We start from the raw sequence: 20,630 nt of genomic DNA, 5'->3' as shown, positions 1-20,630 counted from the left end.
TTTCTCTAGTTTATTTATATATGTGTGATTCTAGTGTCCAAAATTTAAGGGAAAAAAGAATCTTTTTATTAAAATAGCTAAATCATTGTTTTTCTTAGCAATGACAAAGTTAATTTTTTACAGATAAAGTTGAAAGGTTAAAGCTTAAACCTATGTTAATATTGTTAGAGTTAACATTTCCAAAAGGAGAGTAATATCTACCTCCAGATGCAATTATAGAAACCTGATTTACGATATCATAACTCAATCCAAGAGTAGGACGAATAATGATTCCTTCGTCAGTATCTACACCAGCACCTCCACCAGCACCTGCCATAACTTCTATAAATCCACGCATTTTGTTGTTAAAAAAATATGGACTATATATACCACCACCGACTAATCCGTGAGCATAACCACCTGAACGACCGTCATATGCAAAACCAGCTTCTCCAGCAATATATAATGAATGATTTAAATCATAGTTAACTTTAAAGCCAATTAATTGTAAGTCAATTTCAGTAGCGTCGTAAATATCATCTGTTTTAGCAACATCAAAATAACTTTGATTTTGAACTTCAAAACGTAACCCTCTTGTAAGATAAGTACTGTTCTCTTCGGAAGATGTTCCGCCGTTTAATCCGAAGTATTTTAAACCAAACCCGAAAGTATAGGCTTCTAAATCACCTGCAATGGCACGATAATATCCACCATGGCCACTAATGGCAATGTTTTTAAATAGTTTTAAGTCAATTCCTGCAGAAGGGTAGATCATTAACCCACCTTCAGGAGCTACACGACCACCAGCAGCACCAATACCTAATTTTCCGAAGATATTAATGTATTTTGATTGATATGGATGATACCCCGCACCAATAAATAAATCCATAAAGCCAGCACGTAGCCCCTTGTAAATTGCATCGGTGTGAGCAAATAGAAAAGTATTTTCGTTCAAATATTTCTGATACTCAAATCCAAGTACATATAGTAATTCATTTAGGTCATCCCCATTATCTTTTTTCGAATTACCAATAGGTTTAAAGAAATCAAAACGAATTTGTTGTGCATTTTTAACCACTGGTTTACTCCAAAAACTATCAGGCGAAAGGTTTTTTGCAACAAATTTTTGATGCGCTTTGTCATAATCAGTAAAACGTAAAATACTAGGTATTTCTACAAAGAAAGAAACGGAATTACTTTTAATTTCTCCTGATAAAAAGTTAACATGACTGTATTGTATTCCGAATGAGTAATCGTTCTTTTTGTACTGTAATCCGATATTCGGATTGATAAAACCGCCATCGTTTACCAAGTAACGATATCCGCCACCGCCGCCAAAATGGAAGTTAGCATCAATATATAAGTTTTTGTATAGTTGTTTATTTATTCCTAATTCAGCACCTAAGGTAAATAATCCTCCTTGGTCTCCTGTTACTGCAAAATGAAATCCAGCACCTCCGTATAACCAGTTATTAATAGGGATTTGATAGTGCAAACCAGTTAGTCCCATTGTTGGTTTTAAGTTTGGAAATTTATCAGTAGGCATCTCAACAGGAATAAAATTCAAACGAACTTTATTGTGTAACTCTTTTCCTTGTAAATTAGACAAATTCTCTTGACCGTATGCTAGAAAAGAGACAAAAGAGAATAAAAAAGAGGCGATATAGTTTTTTTTAGAACTCACTAGTGAAATGTAATTTTACCGTAGGATATTTACTTTGTGTCATCTGAATTGTAAATGGAGAGTCGGCTAAAAATACTAGCTGACCTTGTTTGTCTTTAGCTAAATAACGTTGTTTTACGCGCTTAAATTCTTTGAATTCTTCATTTTTAGGATCTTCAGGTTCTACCCAACAAGCTTTATGTACAGCAATATTTTCATACGAACATTTAGCTCCATATTCATGCTCTAAACGGTATTGAATTACTTCGTATTGAAGTGCTCCTACAGTTCCTACAATTTTGCGTCCGTTCATATCTAAGGTAAATAACTGAGCAACTCCTTCATCCATTAACTGGTCTAAACCTTTATAAAGTTGTTTAGCCTTCATTGGGTCAGCATTATTTACATAACGGAAATGTTCTGGAGAGAAACTAGGAATTCCTTTAAAATTTAATTGTTCTCCTTCTGTTAATGTATCTCCAATTTTAAAGTTTCCAGTATCGTGTAAACCAACAATGTCACCTGGGAAAGATTCTTCAACAATTTCTTTTTTCTCAGCAAAAAAGGCATTCGGACTAGAAAATTTTACTTTTTTACCGTTACGAACATGTAAGTAGGGTGTGTTTCTTTTAAAAGTTCCTGATACAATCTTTACAAAAGCTAAACGATCACGATGTTTAGGATCCATGTTTGCATGAATCTTAAAAACAAACCCTGTCAATTTTTCTTCTTTAGAATCAACCAAACGTTCCTCAGCTTTTTTTGGCTGTGGATTTGGAGCAATATCAATAAAGCAATCTAATAACTCTTTTACTCCAAAATTATTTAAAGCAGAACCAAAGAAAACAGGCTGTAAATCTCCATTAACATAAGCTTCTTGGTCAAAGTCTGGATATACTTCATTTACTAACTCCAATTCTTCACGAAGTGTATTTGCAGAATTTTCTCCTACAATTTTATCTAGCTCAGGGTTATCTATATCATCAAATTCAACACCTTCAGAAATAGTTTGTTTGTTGTCTCCGGAAAAGATATTTAATTTCTTTTCCCAAATATTATAAATTCCTTTAAAGTCATATCCCATTCCGATAGGGAAGCTTAACGGAGTTACTTTTAAACCTAGTTTTTGCTCAACTTCATCTAATAAATCAAAAGCATCTTTACCTTCACGGTCTAATTTATTGATAAAAACAATCATTGGGATTTTACGCATACGACAAACCTCTACTAATTTTTCGGTTTGTTCCTCAACCCCTTTTGCGACATCAATAACTACAATAACACTATCTACCGCAGTTAAGGTTCTAAAGGTGTCCTCAGCAAAATCTTTGTGACCAGGGGTATCAAGAATATTGATTTTTTTGTCTTTATAAATAAAAGCTAATACAGAGGTAGCAACAGAGATACCACGTTGGCGCTCAATCTCCATAAAATCAGAAGTAGCTCCTTTTTTAATTTTATTATTTTTAACCGCACCAGCTTCTTGAATCGCTCCACCAAAAAGTAATAATTTTTCAGTTAAGGTGGTTTTACCTGCATCTGGGTGTGATATAATTCCGAATGTACGTCTCTTCTGTATTTCTTCTAAAAAACTCATCTATAAATTTTAAGGTTGCAAAGATACATTTTAAAGCGAACTGTTCAAAAGGTTTTAATTGTTGAACTGGTCGCAATTTTGTAAGTTTGCTTTTCGTAAATTTTCTAGATGAAAGAACAAGTAATTTTAGTTGATCAGCAAGATAATCCGATAGGATTAATGGAAAAAATTGAAGCACATGAAAAAGCTTTACTACACAGGGCATTTTCGGTATTTGTTTTTAATGATAAAAATGAATTGATGTTACAACAACGTGCTGCTGAAAAATATCACTCCCCTTTGTTATGGACAAATACTTGTTGTTCACACCAAAGAGATGGAGAATCGAACATTGAAGCTGGGAAACGTAGATTACAGGAAGAAATGGGATTTTCATGTGAGTTAGAAGAAGTATTCTCTTTTATTTATAAAGCTCCATTTGATAATGGCCTAACAGAGCATGAATACGATCATGTAATGATTGGTACATTTAACGACGAACCTATTGTAAACCCTGAAGAAGTGGCGTCATATAAATGGATGCCTTTAGAGGAGGTGAAAAATGATATAGAAAATCATCCAGAAAAGTATACAGCTTGGTTTAAAATAATTTTTAAAGAATCGTACGATAAAATATCTAAGTATATTTAATTATGCCTAAAGTAACAGTTCATAGAAAAGCACATTTTAATGCAGCACATAGGTTATTTAATCCTAAATGGTCTGATGAGAAAAATTACGAAGTTTTTGGTAAGTGTAGCAACCCTAATTACCATGGTCATAATTATGAACTAATTGTTTCATTAACTGGTGAAATAGACCAAGAAACAGGTTATGTATATGATTTAGGTAAGCTGAAAGATTTAATTAAGCTGAAAGTAGAAGACACTTTAGATCATAAAAACTTAAATATTGAAGTAGAGGAGTTTAAGAATGTTAATCCTACAGTAGAAAATATATCAGTAGTAATTTATAATAAGTTACGTGTAAGTATTCCAGAAAAATTAGACTTAGCAATTACATTATATGAAACTTCAAGAAACTACGTAACTTATAGAGGTACATAATTTATGATAAACCAATTACTAAGATTTACTCCAATTTTAAAGCAAAAGGTTTGGGGAGGAAAAAAACTAAACCTACTACTTCATAAAAACTCAGACGGATCCAATATTGGAGAGAGTTGGGAAATTTCAGATGTTGATGGAGATGAATCGGTTGTTAGTAATGGTAACCTTAAAGGAAGAACATTAAGAAGTCTTTTAAAAGAGTATAAGCACGATTTAGTAGGTGAATATGTATATGAAACTTTTGGAGAGCAGTTTCCATTATTAATAAAATTTATTGATGCAAAAGAGGTTTTAAGTATTCAAGTACATCCTGATGATAAATTAGCAGAACTTCAAGAGTCTTTTGGGAAGACAGAGATGTGGTATGTAATGCAAGCCGATAATGAAGCTAATATTATTATAGGTTTTAAAGAAAACTCTAATAAAGAAGAATACGTATATCACCTAAATAACAAGACGCTCTTAAGTATTTTAAATGTAGATAAAGTGTCCAAAGGAGATGTTTATTTTGTGCCACCAGGAAGAGTACACGCTATTGGTGCTGGTTTACTGATTGCTGAAATTCAACAAACCTCAGACATAACTTACCGTATTTACGATTGGGATAGAAAAGATATAGACGGTAATTACCGAGAACTCCATACTGAAAAAGCATTAGAAGCTATTGATTTCTCAGCTAAAAGTTCCTATAAAACAACTTATAAGAAACAAAAAAATATAGCGAATAAAGTTGTTTCATGCCCTTATTTTACAACAAATATATTACCAGTGGAGGGAAAAAAAGAAATAGATTTATCTAAAAAAGATTGCTTCGTAATTTATATGTGCGTAGAAGGGGAGGTAACATTCTTTTATGAAAGTCAACAAGAAGTTGTAAGAAAAGGAGAAACAATCTTGGTACCAGCATGTATTGATAAAGTGGAAATTTTATCAGAAAATCCTTCAGAACTATTAGAAACGTATATAAAATAAGCTTAAGAGAAAAAAATCTCCTAAGCTTATAAACAAACCAAACTAACTTAACGATTGCTTAATTGATTGTAAAATCAATTTTTAGGAATAATTAAGACGCTTTTTTAATTGTATAGCCAAAAGTAGCTGTACATATAATATTTTGTTTCTTTTCTTCTTTTTTAGATACTGTTATATTGAAAATAATCTCAGTATCACTCAATTTTTTAATATTGTTTTTGATAACAAGTTTATCATTAAGGTATGCGTTGCCTAACAGATCAAACTCGATACTGTTAAAACTAAAATTAGAAGAGTCTGGATAAAAGCCTAAAGAAGTATTCGCGCTAGATTCAATTTTATCGTATAAAACTGAAGTTTTTAACACTTTGTTTTTGCTAACCTGCTTTTTGTTAACTATAAATTGATTTGGCTGACTGTTTGATGTGATATTTAATGTTTTCATGATAATTTTAAGGATTAAGTATTAGTAATTCCGGATCTCTGTAAAATGGATTTTGTACTGAGTACATTACAGTTGAGGCTACATGTTTTCTAATTGAGTTTCGATACTTAAAAGTGTTCATAATGTTTAAAATTTAAAATATTAGTAAATAAAAAAGGTGCTTTTTTAAAAAAGCACCTTTGGTTAAATTTATATTAAAATTGATTGTTTAAAATCGATGTTTAAATCTGTTTCTTTGGGTGCTTTTAGTTACATATACATATTGTTTATGCATGCGGGCAGTACACATAATCGAATTGATTGTGTTAAAAATAAACGTGTATGTACCTAAAAGCGTCTTCATAATGACTCAAAAGTAGTAAAAGTTTTTAATAATTGAACAAAACTAAAAAGTATTTAATGTTAAAGTTTTATAAAAGTGAGTATTATCAGTTTTTATGATGGCAGTTTAAATATGTATCTTTGATACGTAAACACTTATGATTATTTATGAAGATAATAGCAATGATACCTGCACGTTATAGTGCATCACGTTTTCCAGGGAAATTGATGAAAGATTTAGGAGGAAAACCTGTAATTGTAAGAACCTATGAAGCAGCTGTAAAAGCAAATCTTTTTGATGAGGTATATGTGGTAACCGATTCCGAAGTAATTTATAACTCTATAGAAAAAGTAGGAGGTAAGGTTTTAATGAGTAAAAAGGAACATGAATGTGGTTCTGATAGAATAGCAGAAGCAGTTGAAAATTTAGATGTAGATATTGTGGTAAACGTACAAGGAGATGAACCCTTTATTGATACAGTTTCGTTATCAAAACTAATTAGTGTTTTTAAATCTGATATTCAAAAAGAAATAGATTTAGCATCACTAAAAGTAAAAATGACGAATAAAGAAGATATTCAAAATCCAAATAACGTTAAGGTAATTACTGATACAAATGATTTTGCTATTTATTTTTCAAGAAGTATAATTCCATATCATCGAGATAAAGAAGTTCCTGTAAACTATTATAAGCACAAAGGAGTTTATGCGTTCAGAAAAGAAGCGTTAATTGATTTTTATCATACCCCTATGACACCAATAGAGGCTGCTGAAAAAATTGAATGTATTCGTTATTTAGAAGTAGGAAAAAAAATAAAGATGATAGAAACTTCAGTGGAGAGTATTGGTATTGATACTCCTGAAGATTTAGAGAAAGCTATAAAACAACTAGAAAATGAATAATATTAAAATAATATCTTTTGATGCAGATGATACACTTTGGGTAAACGAGACTTACTTTCGTGATGCTGAAGATGATTTTGCTCGATTATTGTCCGATTATGAAACAGAGAATAAAATCCATCAAGAGTTATTTAAAAAAGAAATAGAAAATCTTAAAATATACGGGTACGGAGTAAAAGGTTTTATGCTGTCAATGGTTGAATGTGCGCTAGAAATTTCTAACTATAAAATTAGTCCTAAAAAAATGGAAGAAATTCTTGAAATAGGAAAAGATATGTTAGAAAAACCAATAGAACTCCTAGATGGGGTAGAAGAGGTGTTGCAAGAATTACATGGAAAATATAAGTTAATTGTAGCAACCAAAGGAGATTTGTTAGATCAAGAACGTAAGTTGGCAAAATCAGGAATTTTAAAATATTTTCATCATACTGAAGTGATGAGTGAGAAGAAAAAAACTGATTATAAAAAATTAGTAAAACGCTTAGATATTAATCCTTCAGAGTTTTTAATGATAGGAAACTCATTAAAATCAGATGTGTTACCGTTAATTGAAATAGGAGCAACAGCGATTCATGTTCCGTTTCATACAACATGGGCACACGAAGAGGTTAAAGAAGAGCAAAAATCAGATGCTTACAAAACAGTATCTAGTATTACAGATGTATTAAAATTTTTATAAATGAAATACCTAGATATTGAAAGTTGGAATAGGAAAGAGCTTTTTAAACATTTTAGAACTTTAGAAGATCCAACTTTTGGATTAGTTGCAGATGTAGATGTGTCTATAATCTATCAATTAGCAAAAGAAAAGAATCAGTCCTTTTTTGTCCGATACTTACATGCTTGCATGAAAGCTATAAATGCAGTTGAGAATTTAAAATATAGATTAGAAGGTGATAAAATAGCTGTTTACGAAGTAATCAACGCTTCAGCAACTATTGCAAGACCTGATAACACTTTTGGGTTTTCATATATAGCTTATTCTGAAAACTTTGAAGAATTCCAACTTAATTTTCAAAAGGAAAAAGAACGGATTTTAAATTCTAATGATTTGTTTCCGTCTAAGTACTCTTTAGGATGTATACATTGTTCGGCCATTCCTTGGGTAAGCTTTACAGGGCATAAAGAACCTTTTTCAGGAAATAAAAATGATAGCGTGCCTCAATTAGCTTTTGGTAAAATAAAGGAGCAAAATAAAAAAATGTTAATGCCTGTGGCTGTTAATGTAAATCATGCTTTGGTAGATGGATATCATGTAGGGCAGTTTTTTGAGAAATTTCAAGAAGAATTGAATAAAATCGATTAATTTTGCATCAAAATTTATAATTATGGCAAGCATAAAAAATTTAAAGAAAGATATTAACTATACGTTAGGAGACATTATTAGTATTTGTCAAATAACAAAAGAGTTAAACCCTGAAGCAGATAAAGCAAAGGCAGATGCTATTGTAGATGAGGTTATTGTAACTTTTGATGATTTAGTAGCTAAAGTTAACGCAAAAAACGTTGAAAATAAGAAAGCTCACTATAAATCAATTAATACAGAGTTAGAGACTAGAGCAAATGCTTTAATAGAAAAAGTGAATAGTTTATAGTATTATAAATTATACGACTAAAAATGCGAGACTTGAATAAGTCTCGCATTTTTTTTGGATAAACTTTAACACTCTACTTGGAATAAAAATTTGTAAATTACGTTCAGTATTTAATAACAGATAACCCCAATAAAAATGGCAAGAGCTATGTATGAGTACACGAAAACTGTGCTTCAAAAGGTTAGTTTTAACGCTGATTTATTTTGTAAAGAGCTTGAAAAAGCTTTAGGTAGATTACTACCTTATGAAATAGATGAACTAACTATTTGGCTAAAACAATTTACGGCTAATAAACCAGATTTATATGTTTGTTTAGCCTTAGTCGATAAGTAAAAAAAGGAAGCTTTTAAAGCTTCCTTTTTTTACTTATCGATGTTTCTTTTTTTCACCCTTTAGCTTTTTTATGAGCTTTCGGTGAAATTCATGTTCAGCCACCTCCAAGGTGAGGATTTTTTTATCTGATAAAAAGGTAGAAAGTTTATCATAAAAATTAGTTTTAGTTTCATATTGTTCTTTTGAAACGGACTTAATTTTATTAACAATTTCTTTTGATTCTTTATCAGTTAAGCTATCAATTCCTCCACAACTAAGTATTTTCTTTTTAATACTGTAGCGTTCTGCTTTATGAAGTTCAATCATTTTTTTGTCATATACATTATATAGTGGCCAAAACTTATTGGCTTCTTCTTCTGTTAAGTTTAACTTTTCAGAAAGAAAAGCAACCTTAAAAGCTTTAACCTTTTCATAATTTCCTTTTCTTGTTTGCGCTTGAACAGAAAAAAAGGAAGTGAAAATTACGAATAATATAAATAATTTTTTTTTCATTATTGTTCTATTTCATTTATGAGTGTTGTTGTATCAACAGAATTTAAGTAGTCTTCTAGTGTTTCATCACTAATAGAGGCTAATATATCTTCATCTAGTTCAGACGTGTTTAATGTTGCTGCAAGCTCATTATTGTCAATATCACCGTATCCATTTTCATACCAAGATTCAATATCGGTAATAGTTATATCTTCGAAAGTAATTTTTTGAGTATTAAAATAATTAAAACCGATGAAAAGTAAAACTGAAGCTGCAGCAGCTAAAGGGATGTACTGTAAAATTCTTTTACGTAATGAAATTACTTTCGTTTCTGTAGTTTCTTCTGTAACTAATTTTGATAGAATTTGAGTTTCGATTGTGTCAAAATAATCATCAGGAGTATTGAACGTTTTCTTTTTTGGTAAACTATCTATAAAAATGGAAGTATTAATTTTTTCTTCAATTTCTTCAAAGTAGTTTTGAGGAATTGAAAAACCACAATTCTTACCAGCTTTTAGGCTTGAGAAATTTATAGTATGTTTATTTTTTTTATTCATTATACTTTAGTAAGACTATTCTTATAGTAAAAGGTTTAATCATAGTTCTTTATAAAATGTTCTATTTTTTTTGTTGCTATGTGATAAGAAGCTTTTAAAGCTCCAATAGATGTGTTAAGAATTTCAGAGATTTCCTCATATTTCATTTCATCGAAATACTTCATATTAAAAACTAATTGTTGTTTTTGAGGTAATGTAGCAATTGCTTTTTGTAAAATAAGTTGAATTTCATCACCTGAAAACCAATAATCGCTATCTAGAGTGGAAGTAATTTGTAGTTGATAATCAGAAATATGAATATTTTTCTCTTTAGCTTTTTTATTGATGAAGGTAATAGCTTCATTGGTTGCTATTCGGTACATCCAAGAAAATAGTTTGCTATCTCTTTTAAATTGATTAATATTTTTGTAAACCTTTATAAAGGTGTTTTGTAAAACATCGTCAGCATCTTCATGAGAAATTACAATCTTTCGTATATGCCAATACAATCGCTCTTTATATTGCGATACTAGGTTTTTAAAAGCAACCTGTTTTGTGGTAGGCTGCTGCAATTGATCTATAAGTGTAATTTCGTCAATCAACTAAAAACTATTTAGCTGTTAGACTATAAAGATAGTTAAAGGTTTAAAAAGAGTAATAAAAAAATACTATTTAATTCTTTTTGTGCAACCAAATAAACGTTTTTCTTTGATAGTTTCAGAAACTCCTTTAGGAAGCATTTCTTCCCATCCATCTTCTCCGTTTTTAATCATTTTTAAAACTTTTCTAGAGAAAATATGTAAAATATCGGGATTAAAGTCTTTAATATCAATTAATCTACCGTTATTTTTGAAGAACTTATAAAGTTCTTTCATTCTAGGGTGCACTTTAAGGTTTTCACTAGTAATATATTCACCAGTTTCTTCATTTTTATAAGGATACATATAAACTTTTAAATCTCTGTAAAAAAGTTTTCCAAATGCTTCTAAAATACCTCCACTTAAATCACGGTAATATTTCTCGTTAAAAATTTGAATAAGATTATAAACCCCCATTGCAAGCCCCATACGTTCCTTAGTATATTCACTAAAATACTCTACAAGCTTAAAGTACTCTTGGTAGTTGGTGATCATAACATTCAAACCAAGAGAGCATAATAGTTCTGCTCTGTCTAAAAAGTCACGTTCATTAATTTCTCCTTCAGCACGAAGATTACTTAACGTAATTTCAAAAATAATTTTAGTTTTTTTAGGGTCTACCTTATTCTCGTCAAAAAACAATTGCTTAGCACTTTCAAACATGTCCATATTAACCTTTGTTACAGGTCTATAACTTCCTCTAAGGGCTAATATATTTTTTTTATAAAGTACTTGTGCAGGCAATAAGTTGTTTCCATCAGGACCAAACATTACAGCATTTGTCATTCCGTTTTTAACAAGTTGTAAGCTCATTAAACGGTTGTCAACATACATAAAACGAGGTCCAGAGAAATTAATCATATCAATTTCTAAACGATCTTTGTCAATATTATCGTAAAAAGATTTTAATAAATCTTTCGGATTATCATTTAAATAATAAGCACCATAAATTAAGTTTACACCTAAAACGCCTAATGTTTCTTGTTGTTGACGTGCATCTGTTTCTTTAAAACGTAGGTGTAAAACAATTTCGTTATAATCTTCTAGTGGATCTAATTGAAAACGAATTCCAACCCATCCATGACCTTTAAACTTTTTAGTAAAGTTAATAGTTGCCACTGTATTAGCATAGCTAAAGAACAATTTATCAGGATGCTTTTGACGATCAAGTCGCTCTTCAATTAAATCCATTTCGTGCTTTAGCATCTTTTTTAATCGAGGCTCTGTAACATAACGATTGTCTTTTTCAATTCCATAAATGGCATCAGAGAAGTCTTTATCATAAGCACTCATAGCTTTCGCTATTGTACCAGAGGCCCCACCAGCCCTAAAAAAATTACGAACAGTTTCTTGACCAGCTCCAATCTCTGCAAAAGTTCCATATATGTGTGCGTTTAAGTTAATCTTTAACGCTTTCATTTTGGTAGTTGGTACAGTGTTTATTTTTTGATCTCCTTTTAACGTAATTGCCATTTTGTTATTTTTTGTTACGTAGTACAAATGTACTGAAATTACAAACGAACAGACAATTTTTGTTGTATTTTTGTGATGAAAATGAAGAAAAAAAATCAAGTAAAAATAACTTTTTTAGGAACGGGAACTTCTACTGGAGTTCCAATGATTACCAGTAAACATCCTGTGGCATTATCTAAAAATCCGAAAGACAAAAGATTACGATCTTCGGTGTTAGTTTCATGGGGTGATATTAACTATGTGATTGATTGTGGTCCAGATTTTCGTCAGCAAATGATGCGTGAAGAGGTGGCTTCGATTAAAGGGATTTTATTTACCCATGAACATGCAGATCATATAGCTGGTTTAGATGAAATTCGTCCGTACTGCTTTCAAATAGGACCAGTACCTATATATTTAACAAAAAGAGTGCTAGGAGTTTTACAAAAGCGATATGATTATATATTTGCAACAGAAAATCGATACCCAAGTGCACCAAGTGTAGCTCCAACGATTATTTCACATAAAGAAAGTTTTGAGTTAGAGGGAGTAGAGGTTACTCCAATTGAAGTAATGCACGGTAATTTACCGATTCTCGGATATCGTTTTAATAACGTAGCATATATAACCGATATTAAAACTATTTCAGAAGGAGAGAAAGAAAAACTAAAAAACCTTGATGTTTTGATTGTGACAGGTTTACGAAGAGAACCTCATAAAACACATTTTAACTTAGAAGAATCGTTAAGTTTTATAGAGGAAATTAAACCTAAAAAAGCATATTTAACACATATTAGTGAGCTTTTGGGATTACATGATGAGGTTGAAAAAGAATTACCAGAGAATGTGTTTTTAGCTTATGACGGATTACAAGTTTAGTATTAAAAAAATTAATACTACAATCAATTTAAATTACCTGAAGTAATTGATGATTTTAAAATAGCTTCTTATTTTTACTTTAAATTTTATAGCATGAAAATTATAATATCACCAGCAAAATCGTTAGACTTTGAAAGCAAAGCTACTACTGATGTATATACGCAACCTAGGTTTTTAGAGCAATCTGAAAAACTGAATAAGAAGTTAAGAACATTGTCAAGAAAAAAATTAAGCGAGTTAATGAAGATTTCTGATGATTTAGCAAGTTTAAATTATGATAGAAATCAAGATTGGCAACCTCCTTTTTCTTTAGATAATGCAAAACAAGCAGTATTTGCATTTACAGGTGAAGTGTATAGAGGTATTGATGCCAGTTCTATATCAGAAGATAAGATTCCTATTTTACAAGAGAAATTAAGAATTTTATCAGGGTTATACGGTTTGTTAAAACCGTTGGATTTAATTCAACCTTATCGTTTAGAAATGGGAACTAAGTTAAAAGTAGGTAGAAGAGAAAACTTATATAAGTTTTGGGATACTACATTGGCTGAGTCGCTAAATGAAGAATTAGGAGATGGAGAGTTGTTAATTAATTTAGCAAGTACAGAATATTTTAAGGCGCTTCCTAAAAAAGCATTAAAAGTACCTATGATAACTCCTGTTTTTAAAGATTTTAAAAATGGAGAGTATAAAACTATTATGACGTTTGCTAAAAAAGCACGTGGATTAATGGTACGTTATATTATAGATAATAATGTGGAAACTTTAGAAGATTTAAAAGGTTTTGATGTTGAGGGATATGGTTTTTCTGAAGAAATGTCTACCGAAACTGAATTAGTATTTACAAGATAGATGAAACGAAAAAAAGTTGCTATTATTTTTCTTTTAGGTTGTTTACTAGTTGTTACTTCTATTTATGTTTCAAACAAAGTAATAATTAATAACGCAGAAGGAAAATTATTTAATTCTACAGAAAATATATCTAAAAATAAAGTAGGGCTGTTATTAGGTACGGTAAAGTATTTGTCTGATGGGAGAATAAATCTGTATTATCAATTTCGTTTGAATGCTGCTGTGGAGTTATACAAAGCTGAAAAAATTGATTTTATTTTAGTAAGTGGCGATAATGGCTCCCAAGGATATGATGAACCAACAGACTTTAAAAATGATTTGATTGAAGCAGGAATTCTTGAGAGTAAAATTTATTTAGATTATGCTGGTTTTAGAACCTTAGATTCGATGGTAAGGGTTAAAGAGATTTTTGGTCAAACCTCAGTAACAATAATATCTCAACAATTTCATAATGAAAGAGCATTGTATTTGGCAAACCATTTTGATATTGAAGCAATAGGGTATAACGCCAGAGGAGTTTCAGGAAAAAAAGCTATGAAAGTTCAATTAAGAGAATATTTAGCAAGGGTAAAAGTATTTGTAGATATTCTCTTAAATGTTAATCCCAAGTTTTTAGGAGAACCTGTTGAAATAAAATAACTCTTAACAATCAGCTAAACGAACAGTAACAGCTAAACCACCTTCTGAAGTCTCTTTGTAGTTTCTATTCATGTCTTTAGCCGTTTCCCACATAGTATCTACTACTTTGTCTAAAGGAACTTTAGATTCTTTTGGATTGGTCTCTAAGGCTAATTCAGCAGCATTAATAGCTTTAATTGCCCCCATAGCGTTACGTTCAATACAAGGTACTTGTACCAATCCGCCAATAGGATCACAAGTAAGTCCTAAATGATGTTCCATGGCAATTTCAGCAGCAACTAAGCATTGTGACGGAGTTCCGCCTAACAATTCTGTTAATGCAGCAGCGGCCATGGCAGAGGATACACCAATTTCAGCTTGACAACCACCCATAGCAGCAGAAATTGTTGCATTTTTCTTAAAAATACTTCCTATTTCTCCAGCAACTAGCAAGAATTTTTTAACATGTTCAAAAGTAGCATCGTGGTTTTCTATTACTAAATAATACATTATTACAGCAGGAATAACTCCAGCACTTCCGTTGGTTGGAGCAGTAACAACTCTACCCAAAGAAGCATTCACTTCGTTAACAGATAAAGCTAAGCAGCTTACCCATTTTAAAATTTCACGGAATTTTACTTCTGTACTTCTAATAGCAGTAATCCATTCTTGTTGGTTCGTATATTCAGCTTCTTTAATAAGTCTTTGGTGTGTTTCAAATGCACGTCGTTTTACATTTAATCCGCCAGGTAAAATTCCTTGAGTGTGACAACCTATGTACATACATTCTAACATAGTGTTCCATATGCGATGCAATTCTTTGTCGATGTCTTCAGCAGAATTAATTACAAGTTCATTTTGGTAAACAATGTCAGAAATATTTAACCCTTCCTTTTCGCAATAGGCTTCAAGCTCAGTAGCTCTGTTGATAGGGAACGGAAAGTTTTGCTTATTTATCTCAATATCTTCAGCAAGATTATCGTCTTCTTGTACAATGAACCCTCCACCAATAGAATAGTATGTTTCTGTAGAAATTTCTACACCGTTAGCATATCCTCTAAAAGTCATTCCATTAGCATGAAAAGGTAAAAACTCTTTATTGAATGTTACTGAGCCGTTGGCAAAAGCAATATTTCTTTCATTATTAAAAAATAAAAGTTCTTTAGTTTTAATATCATTGATAATAACATCAATTGTTTCAATTGGAATATATTCAGGATCAGCTCCACTTAAACCTAATAAAACAGCTAAATCTGTTGCGTGCCCTTTGCCTGTTAATGAAAGAGAACCATATAAGTCCACTTTTATTTCTTCAATTAAAAGAAATTCATTTGTATCTTTTAATTTTTGAATCCATTGTTGAGCCGCTCTCCAAGGGCCTAGAGTATGAGAACTAGAAGGTCCCACCCCAATTTTAAGCATGTCAAAAACACTAATAAATTGCGACATAAATATAAGTTGTTTGTTGGCGGCTAAAATAAAAAAATCCTGTATTTAAAACTTAAATACAGGATTTATATTTTTTAGAAAGAGAGGTTATTACATTCCGTAAACAGACTCTTTATCAAATTTCTTAACCAACATGTAGTATACAACCGCACGATACTTATTTCTTTCCGACTTTCCAATTCTTTCCATTACTTCTCCAATAGCTTTATCTAATTCAGGTCCATCAGCTAAACCTAATTTTTTCATTAAGAAGTTTTTCTTAACAGTTTCTAGTTCTTTAGGGTCACTTCCAGATACGGTTTCAGCATCTTTTTTATAAATAGAAGGGCCTAGTCCTTTTGTTACAGCAGTTAATAAATCAGTGTTAGAACGAATATCTCTATCGTCCATAAACTTTTTATAAAGCGCCACTTTTTCGTCAAATTTACTCATGATTTTTTGTTTAAAATTAGATATTAATTTTTATGTTCTTTCAAAGATAGAAAAATAATTAACTCTTTCAAATAACTTATTTTTAATAAAAACGAATGTTTTATATTGTTAATTAAATTGTTGAAAAGAAATAAACATACCAGTAAATAGGTATTATTCTTGCAGTAACTTTATATAAATTCAAATCTGTAGCCCATGTCAATATCAAAATTTGAATCTATGTTGAAAACCAACGAGGTATATTTTTTCGATGCTGTAGAGTTTGAGACAATTATAGAGCATTATTTAAATATAGGTAAGCAGTCGTTGGCAAAAAAAGCCGTACAGTTAGGTTTAGAGCAGCATCCGTCTTCAATTCAATTAAAATTAATGAAAGTAGAAATTTTAATTTTTGAAGATGAATTGCATGAAGCAATTAAGATGTTGTCTAATATCGAAGCTGTAGAACCTCATAATGATGAAGTATTTATCCAAAAAGCAATTATATTATCTAAAAAGAAACAGCACACAGAAGCAATTGCTATTTTAAAAGAATCTTTACAGTATATAGAAGATCCATCTGATGTTTGGTCTATGATAGGTATGGAGTACTTGTATCTTGATGATTTTGAAAATGCACGTTTGAATTTTGCAAAGTGTATTGAGGTAGATTATGAAGATTATTCATCGTTGTACAATATAGTTTATTGTTTTGATATGGAGGGTAGTCATGAAGACGCAATAAAATTTTTAAATTCGTATTTAGATAAAAATCCATATTGTGAAGTCGCATGGCATCAATTAGGAAGACAATATTTTGAACTAGGAATGTTTAAAGAAGCATTAACAGCTTTTGATTATGCAGTATTGATTGATGACAGTTTTATAGGGGGGTATTTAGAAAAGGCAAAATCCTTAGAAGAATTAAAGCGCTATGAAGAAGCAATAGATAATTATTTGGTTACACTAGAATTAGATGACCCAACGGCTTATGCTTATATAAGGATTGGGGAGTGTTATGATAAACTTGAAAACACACAAACAGCAATACACTTTTATAAAAAGGCAGTACATGAAGACCCTCTTTTAGATAGAGGCTGGGTTTTACTAACAAATGCTTGTTATAATCAAGGAAATTATGAAAAAGCATTGTACTATATAAATAAAGCAATTCATATAGATGAATCAAATGTTTTATATTGGAGGCGTTATGGAGATATTAATTTAAAACTTAATTTTTACGAAGAATCAGTTAAAGCTTTTAAAACCTGCTTATCTTTAGGAGATAAAGAGATTGAAATTTACATTGCTTTAGTAGATATTTTATTGTTTTTAGGAGAATTTAATCAAGCACTTAAGATATTAATCCAGGCAAAAAAAACGTATAAAGAATTTGCAGAAATTGAGTATAGACTTTGCGGATTGTTTATGATTCTAGGAAAAGAAGAGTATGGAGTGGCTCATTTGAATAATGCTTTAGCCATCGATTTTGAATATCATACAATTGTTAAGGATTTATTTCCTTCTGTTTTTGAAAATAAAAGAATAAAAAAAATTATATCTAATTACGATAAAGCTGTTCAATAAAGGCTTTCATGTTTAACACTAGTAAGTATTAATTGTGTTAAGAAACAAACTTCCATATTTTTCTTAAAATTAAAATACAAATTAAGGAGATTGTTGAAAGTGTTGCAGCTAGAGTTGTTTCACCATAAATCCAATTTCCAGAGGCGAATAAGAAGCTGTAAATACCTATAGTTCCAGTTATAAACCCTAAAATTTTATATCCAACATTTTTAAATTTATTTTCGTTCTCAAAAATAAGACTATCAAATTTTTCTAAGGTTTTAGTATTGGTGGGGTTTGTTAAAAGAGTTACAATAACCCAACCTACAGTAGTAACCAAAACGCCAATGATTAATTGCCAATATCCCGCAATTTGAGTAAATGGAATCTCCATTTTTCCATTGATAAAAAAGAAAACAGCAATTATAAAAGATATGGCCATTGCAGCAATTTCACTATATGGATTAATTCTACTCCAAAACCAACGTAAAATAAATAACAGTCCAGTTCCTGCACCAATTTGTAGCAGCAAATCGAAAACTCCTTTAGCTGATTGTAAATAGAAAGAAAAAAGAGCAGCACACAACATTAAAACTATAGTTGATATTCTTCCAACTACTACCTTTTGCTTTTCAGAAGCATTTTTATTGATAAATCTACTGTAAAAATCATTTACGATGTATGAACTTCCCCAATTTAATTGAGTAGAAATTGTACTCATAAAAGCAGCTATTAAAGAGGTTAATACGATTCCTAATAATCCAGCAGGTAAGTAGGTCATCATTGCAGCATAAGCCACATCGTGTCCTTGCATTTCAGTTGTTAAACTAGGAAATGCTTGATTCATACTATCCAAACTTGGAAAAATAATTAATGAAGCAAGTCCAACAATAATCCATGGCCAAGGTCGTAATGCATAATGGGCAAAATTGAAAAATAAAGTAGCCCAAGTAGCATTTTTTTCATCTTTAGCAGCTAACATACGTTGCGCAATATAACCACCACCACCAGGTTCAGCTCCAGGATACCAAGTACTCCACCATTGTACAGCAAAAGGAATTATAAATAAAGTAATTAATGCTTCTTTATCTGAGAAATCAGGAAACATTGCTAGTTTGTCACTTACGTTAGGATGTGTCAATAAATTTGAAAATCCGTCAATTTCTGGTAAACCAACAATATATATAGTAGCCCAAATAGAACCAACCATAGCAATTAAAAACTGGACAAAATCAGTAAGTAAAACACCTTTTAATCCACCTAAAGAAGAGTAAATAACAATAACTATTGAAGAATAAAAAAGTGTTTCTTCTTGTGATATGCCTAATAAAATATTAGCAATTTTAGCTCCGGCTAAACAAACCCCTGCCATTGTAATTACGTTAAAAATTACACCTAAATAAATAGCTCTAAAGCCTCTTAAAAAGCTAGCCATCTTACCAGAGTAACGTAGCTCATAGAACTCTAAATCGGTAGTTATTCCTGATTTTCTCCATAGTTTAGCATAAAAAAATACGGTAAGCATTCCTGTAAGAAGCATTGCCCACCAAACCCAGTTACCAGAAACACCGTTTTCTCTAACTAATTCAGTAACCAATCCAGGAGTATCAGCAGCAAATGTAGTTGCAACCATAGAAACCCCTAACAACCACCATGGCATATTTCTTCCTGATAAAAAGAATTCGGAACTGTTCTTTCCTGCTGATTTTGAACTCCAAAGACCAATAAGCAATGAAAGAATAAAAAAACCGAAAATAATAATATAATCAAGAGAGGTTAATAACATAGTTTGTTTTATTTGTTGGCTAAAAGTAACCAAATAATATTAAACGTTAAACTTCAATTAAAAAGCAAAATGAATTTATTGTTTTTTATTAAAAAATGACTAAAATTGAGTAAATTTGATATTCGTTTTATGAGAAAAATTAAAAAAATAGCAGTGATGACTTCTGGAGGGGATGCTCCAGGAATGAATGCCGCGATACGATCTGTTGTAAGGACTTGTGCTTATTACAGAACGGATTGTATGGGAATTTATAGAGGATATCAAGGGTTGATTGAAGGAGATTTAATTCCGTTGACCGCTAGAAGTGTTAATAATATTATTCACAAGGGAGGTACCATTTTAAAATCGGCTCGTTCAAAAGATTTTAGAACTAAAGAAGGACGTCAAAAAGCCTATGAAAGTCTAAAAAAGAACAATGTAGATGCCTTAGTGGTGATTGGGGGAGATGGTTCTTTCACAGGAGGAGTTATTTTTAATCAAGAGTTCAATTTTCCTATAATAGGAATTCCTGGAACCATAGATAATGATATTTCAGGAACAAGTCATACACTTGGTTACGATACAGCTTTGAATACAGCTGTAGAAGCAATTGATAAAATTAGAGATACTGCATCTTCTCATAATCGACTTTTCTTTGTTGAGGTTATGGGGCGTGATGCAGGATTTATAGCATTAAACGCTGGTGTTGGAGCAGGAGCAGAAGAGATTTTAATTCCTGAAGAAGACTTAGGGTTAGAAAGAATGTTGGAATCTTTGAAGAAGAGTAGAAGGTCAGGGAAATCGTCAAGTATCGTAGTAGTTTCGGAAGGAGATAAAACTGGTAAAAATGTATTTGAATTAGCTGATTATGTGGAAGAAAACTTACCTGAATATGAAGTAAGGGTTTCTGTGTTAGGACATATGCAGCGAGGAGGTTCTCCATCATGTTTTGATAGAGTTTTAGCAAGTAGATTAGGAGTAAGTGCTGTAGAACTTTTACTTGATGGAAAGACAAACTTGATGGTAGGGTTAAAAGATAATAAAGTAATTTCTACCGATTTAGAAAAAGCAATCAAAGGTCAACATAATATTGATACCGAATTATTACGCGTATCAGATATTATGACCACTTAAAC

At 31.0% G+C, this 20,630-nt stretch carries 23 protein-coding genes; 13 read left to right on the top strand and 10 right to left on the bottom strand.

Going from position 1 to position 20,630, the window contains the following annotated elements; genetic code table 11:
- Window positions 1–109: 109 nt before the first annotated feature.
- Both ABMY20_RS13505 and ABMY20_RS13500 read right to left on the bottom strand, forming a co-directional pair.
- Window positions 110–1,663, bottom strand: coding sequence for a hypothetical protein (locus ABMY20_RS13505; protein WP_349265551.1), 1,554 nt, complete (start codon window positions 1,661–1,663; stop codon window positions 110–112).
- A complete protein-coding gene (locus ABMY20_RS13500; protein WP_349265550.1) occupies window positions 1,653–3,239 on the bottom strand; it encodes a peptide chain release factor 3 in 1,587 nt (528 codons plus the stop codon). The genes ABMY20_RS13505 and ABMY20_RS13500 overlap by 11 nt, the downstream gene beginning before the upstream one ends.
- 108 nt (window positions 3,240–3,347) lie before the next feature.
- Between ABMY20_RS13500 and idi the strand changes: the two genes are divergently transcribed.
- From idi to ABMY20_RS13485, 3 genes are read left to right on the top strand one after another with little or no spacing between them, the layout of a single operon-like run.
- Window positions 3,348–3,869 (top strand): isopentenyl-diphosphate Delta-isomerase, encoded by a 522-nt coding sequence (gene idi / locus ABMY20_RS13495; protein ID WP_047789143.1) that lies wholly within the window; start codon window positions 3,348–3,350, stop codon window positions 3,867–3,869.
- Window positions 3,870–3,871: 2 nt separating this feature from the next.
- A complete protein-coding gene (locus ABMY20_RS13490; protein WP_349265549.1) occupies window positions 3,872–4,285 on the top strand; it encodes a 6-carboxytetrahydropterin synthase in 414 nt (137 codons plus the stop codon).
- A 3-nt stretch (window positions 4,286–4,288) separates the two neighbouring features.
- Window positions 4,289–5,260 carry a type I phosphomannose isomerase catalytic subunit gene (locus ABMY20_RS13485; protein WP_159491521.1) on the top strand — a complete coding sequence of 324 codons (972 nt, stop codon included), beginning with the start codon at window positions 4,289–4,291 and terminating at the stop codon, window positions 5,258–5,260.
- Between the two features lie 91 nt (window positions 5,261–5,351).
- Here ABMY20_RS13485 and ABMY20_RS13480 read toward each other — a convergent pair whose 3' ends face one another.
- Window positions 5,352–5,705 (bottom strand): hypothetical protein, encoded by a 354-nt coding sequence (locus tag ABMY20_RS13480; RefSeq protein ID WP_159614749.1) that lies wholly within the window; start codon window positions 5,703–5,705, stop codon window positions 5,352–5,354.
- A 489-nt stretch (window positions 5,706–6,194) separates the two neighbouring features.
- Here ABMY20_RS13480 and kdsB point away from each other — a divergent pair, with 489 nt between their 5' ends.
- The 5 genes from kdsB to ABMY20_RS13455 all read left to right on the top strand — a co-directional run bounded on the left by kdsB (window position 6,195) and on the right by ABMY20_RS13455 (window position 8,857).
- Entirely contained in the window at window positions 6,195–6,929 is a 735-nt protein-coding gene (gene kdsB, locus ABMY20_RS13475) for a 3-deoxy-manno-octulosonate cytidylyltransferase (protein ID WP_047789139.1), read from the top strand.
- Complete coding sequence (locus ABMY20_RS13470; protein WP_047789138.1) at window positions 6,922–7,608, top strand: HAD family hydrolase; 687 nt, start codon at window positions 6,922–6,924, stop codon at window positions 7,606–7,608. Before kdsB ends, ABMY20_RS13470 begins: the two co-directional genes overlap by 8 nt.
- Window positions 7,609–8,235: a chloramphenicol acetyltransferase gene (locus ABMY20_RS13465; protein ID WP_349265548.1), complete on the top strand. Its 627-nt coding sequence runs from the start codon at window positions 7,609–7,611 to the stop codon at window positions 8,233–8,235.
- A 22-nt stretch (window positions 8,236–8,257) separates the two neighbouring features.
- Window positions 8,258–8,524, top strand: a complete 267-nt coding sequence (locus tag ABMY20_RS13460; RefSeq protein WP_047789136.1) for a hypothetical protein — start codon at window positions 8,258–8,260, stop codon at window positions 8,522–8,524.
- A 135-nt stretch (window positions 8,525–8,659) separates the two neighbouring features.
- Window positions 8,660–8,857, top strand: coding sequence for a hypothetical protein (locus ABMY20_RS13455; RefSeq protein WP_047789135.1), 198 nt, complete (start codon window positions 8,660–8,662; stop codon window positions 8,855–8,857).
- A gap of 33 nt (window positions 8,858–8,890) precedes the next feature.
- Here ABMY20_RS13455 and ABMY20_RS13450 read toward each other — a convergent pair whose 3' ends face one another.
- The 4 genes from ABMY20_RS13450 to ABMY20_RS13435 all read right to left on the bottom strand — a co-directional run bounded on the left by ABMY20_RS13450 (window position 8,891) and on the right by ABMY20_RS13435 (window position 11,975).
- A complete protein-coding gene (locus ABMY20_RS13450) occupies window positions 8,891–9,349 on the bottom strand; it encodes a hypothetical protein (protein WP_047789134.1) in 459 nt (152 codons plus the stop codon).
- On the bottom strand, window positions 9,349–9,885 hold the full coding sequence (locus ABMY20_RS13445) for a hypothetical protein (protein WP_159491517.1): 537 nt from the start codon (window positions 9,883–9,885) through the stop codon (window positions 9,349–9,351). Before ABMY20_RS13445 ends, ABMY20_RS13450 begins: the two co-directional genes overlap by 1 nt.
- Window positions 9,886–9,920: 35 nt before the next feature.
- Entirely contained in the window at window positions 9,921–10,466 is a 546-nt protein-coding gene (locus tag ABMY20_RS13440; protein WP_281979933.1) for an RNA polymerase sigma factor, read from the bottom strand.
- A 66-nt stretch (window positions 10,467–10,532) separates the two neighbouring features.
- Window positions 10,533–11,975 carry a hypothetical protein gene (locus tag ABMY20_RS13435; protein ID WP_047789131.1) on the bottom strand — a complete coding sequence of 481 codons (1,443 nt, stop codon included), beginning with the start codon at window positions 11,973–11,975 and terminating at the stop codon, window positions 10,533–10,535.
- 75 nt (window positions 11,976–12,050) lie between these two features.
- Here ABMY20_RS13435 and ABMY20_RS13430 point away from each other — a divergent pair, with 75 nt between their 5' ends.
- The 3 genes from ABMY20_RS13430 (at window position 12,051) to ABMY20_RS13420 (ending at window position 14,324) form a co-directional block, all read left to right on the top strand.
- Window positions 12,051–12,833, top strand: a complete 783-nt coding sequence (locus tag ABMY20_RS13430) for an MBL fold metallo-hydrolase (protein WP_073183804.1) — start codon at window positions 12,051–12,053, stop codon at window positions 12,831–12,833.
- A gap of 93 nt (window positions 12,834–12,926) precedes the next feature.
- Window positions 12,927–13,685, top strand: coding sequence for a peroxide stress protein YaaA (yaaA, locus tag ABMY20_RS13425; RefSeq protein WP_349265547.1), 759 nt, complete (start codon window positions 12,927–12,929; stop codon window positions 13,683–13,685).
- Window positions 13,686–14,324 carry an ElyC/SanA/YdcF family protein gene (locus ABMY20_RS13420; RefSeq protein ID WP_349265546.1) on the top strand — a complete coding sequence of 213 codons (639 nt, stop codon included), beginning with the start codon at window positions 13,686–13,688 and terminating at the stop codon, window positions 14,322–14,324.
- A 3-nt stretch (window positions 14,325–14,327) separates the two neighbouring features.
- Here ABMY20_RS13420 and ABMY20_RS13415 read toward each other — a convergent pair whose 3' ends face one another.
- Together ABMY20_RS13415 and ABMY20_RS13410 are read right to left on the bottom strand one after the other, a co-directional pair.
- Window positions 14,328–15,752, bottom strand: coding sequence for an L-serine ammonia-lyase (locus tag ABMY20_RS13415; protein WP_349265545.1), 1,425 nt, complete (start codon window positions 15,750–15,752; stop codon window positions 14,328–14,330).
- Window positions 15,753–15,842: 90 nt separating this feature from the next.
- Window positions 15,843–16,184, bottom strand: coding sequence for a DUF2853 family protein (locus ABMY20_RS13410; RefSeq protein ID WP_047789126.1), 342 nt, complete (start codon window positions 16,182–16,184; stop codon window positions 15,843–15,845).
- A gap of 195 nt (window positions 16,185–16,379) precedes the next feature.
- On the opposite strand from ABMY20_RS13410, the gene ABMY20_RS13405 reads away from it, so the two are divergent.
- Window positions 16,380–17,750: a tetratricopeptide repeat protein gene (locus ABMY20_RS13405; RefSeq protein ID WP_159614760.1), complete on the top strand. Its 1,371-nt coding sequence runs from the start codon at window positions 16,380–16,382 to the stop codon at window positions 17,748–17,750.
- Between the two features lie 37 nt (window positions 17,751–17,787).
- Here ABMY20_RS13405 and ABMY20_RS13400 read toward each other — a convergent pair whose 3' ends face one another.
- The gene (locus tag ABMY20_RS13400) at window positions 17,788–19,515 is read right to left on the bottom strand and encodes a sodium:solute symporter family protein (RefSeq protein WP_349265544.1); all 1,728 of its coding nucleotides are present in this window, start codon (window positions 19,513–19,515) and stop codon (window positions 17,788–17,790) included.
- A gap of 129 nt (window positions 19,516–19,644) precedes the next feature.
- Between ABMY20_RS13400 and pfkA the strand changes: the two genes are divergently transcribed.
- Window positions 19,645–20,628 (top strand): 6-phosphofructokinase, encoded by a 984-nt coding sequence (gene pfkA, locus ABMY20_RS13395; RefSeq protein ID WP_047789124.1) that lies wholly within the window; start codon window positions 19,645–19,647, stop codon window positions 20,626–20,628.
- Window positions 20,629–20,630: the final 2 nt, after the last annotated feature.

It is taken from the genome of Tenacibaculum sp. SSH1-16, assembly GCF_040104435.1.
GTDB lineage: Bacteria > Bacteroidota > Bacteroidia > Flavobacteriales > Flavobacteriaceae > Polaribacter > Polaribacter mesophilus.
Note: the sequence above shows the minus strand (reverse complement) of the source record. Positions and strands in the feature narration are given on the sequence as shown.

Excerpts from the sequence above, each read along its gene's own strand:
- ABMY20_RS13485 (WP_159491521.1), top strand. The coding sequence starts at position 4,289 with ATGATAAACCAATTACTAAGATTTACTCCAATTTTAAAGCAAAAGGTT.
- ABMY20_RS13430 (WP_073183804.1), top strand. The coding sequence starts at position 12,051 with ATGAAAATGAAGAAAAAAAATCAAGTAAAAATAACTTTTTTAGGAACG.
- ABMY20_RS13470 (WP_047789138.1), top strand. The coding sequence starts at position 6,922 with ATGAATAATATTAAAATAATATCTTTTGATGCAGATGATACACTTTGG.
- ABMY20_RS13435 (WP_047789131.1), bottom strand. The coding sequence starts at position 11,975 with ATGGCAATTACGTTAAAAGGAGATCAAAAAATAAACACTGTACCAACT.
- ABMY20_RS13445 (WP_159491517.1), bottom strand. The coding sequence starts at position 9,885 with ATGAATAAAAAAAATAAACATACTATAAATTTCTCAAGCCTAAAAGCT.
- ABMY20_RS13465 (WP_349265548.1), top strand. The coding sequence starts at position 7,609 with ATGAAATACCTAGATATTGAAAGTTGGAATAGGAAAGAGCTTTTTAAA.
- ABMY20_RS13500 (WP_349265550.1), bottom strand. The coding sequence starts at position 3,239 with ATGAGTTTTTTAGAAGAAATACAGAAGAGACGTACATTCGGAATTATA.
- yaaA (WP_349265547.1), top strand. The coding sequence starts at position 12,927 with ATGAAAATTATAATATCACCAGCAAAATCGTTAGACTTTGAAAGCAAA.
- ABMY20_RS13420 (WP_349265546.1), top strand. The coding sequence starts at position 13,686 with ATGAAACGAAAAAAAGTTGCTATTATTTTTCTTTTAGGTTGTTTACTA.
- kdsB (WP_047789139.1), top strand. The coding sequence starts at position 6,195 with ATGAAGATAATAGCAATGATACCTGCACGTTATAGTGCATCACGTTTT.
- idi (WP_047789143.1), top strand. The coding sequence starts at position 3,348 with ATGAAAGAACAAGTAATTTTAGTTGATCAGCAAGATAATCCGATAGGA.
- ABMY20_RS13415 (WP_349265545.1), bottom strand. The coding sequence starts at position 15,752 with ATGTCGCAATTTATTAGTGTTTTTGACATGCTTAAAATTGGGGTGGGA.
- ABMY20_RS13460 (WP_047789136.1), top strand. The coding sequence starts at position 8,258 with ATGGCAAGCATAAAAAATTTAAAGAAAGATATTAACTATACGTTAGGA.
- ABMY20_RS13405 (WP_159614760.1), top strand. The coding sequence starts at position 16,380 with ATGTCAATATCAAAATTTGAATCTATGTTGAAAACCAACGAGGTATAT.
- ABMY20_RS13450 (WP_047789134.1), bottom strand. The coding sequence starts at position 9,349 with ATGAAAAAAAAATTATTTATATTATTCGTAATTTTCACTTCCTTTTTT.
- ABMY20_RS13455 (WP_047789135.1), top strand. The coding sequence starts at position 8,660 with ATGGCAAGAGCTATGTATGAGTACACGAAAACTGTGCTTCAAAAGGTT.
- ABMY20_RS13490 (WP_349265549.1), top strand. The coding sequence starts at position 3,872 with ATGCCTAAAGTAACAGTTCATAGAAAAGCACATTTTAATGCAGCACAT.
- ABMY20_RS13480 (WP_159614749.1), bottom strand. The coding sequence starts at position 5,705 with ATGAAAACATTAAATATCACATCAAACAGTCAGCCAAATCAATTTATA.
- ABMY20_RS13400 (WP_349265544.1), bottom strand. The coding sequence starts at position 19,515 with ATGTTATTAACCTCTCTTGATTATATTATTATTTTCGGTTTTTTTATT.
- pfkA (WP_047789124.1), top strand. The coding sequence starts at position 19,645 with ATGAGAAAAATTAAAAAAATAGCAGTGATGACTTCTGGAGGGGATGCT.
- ABMY20_RS13410 (WP_047789126.1), bottom strand. The coding sequence starts at position 16,184 with ATGAGTAAATTTGACGAAAAAGTGGCGCTTTATAAAAAGTTTATGGAC.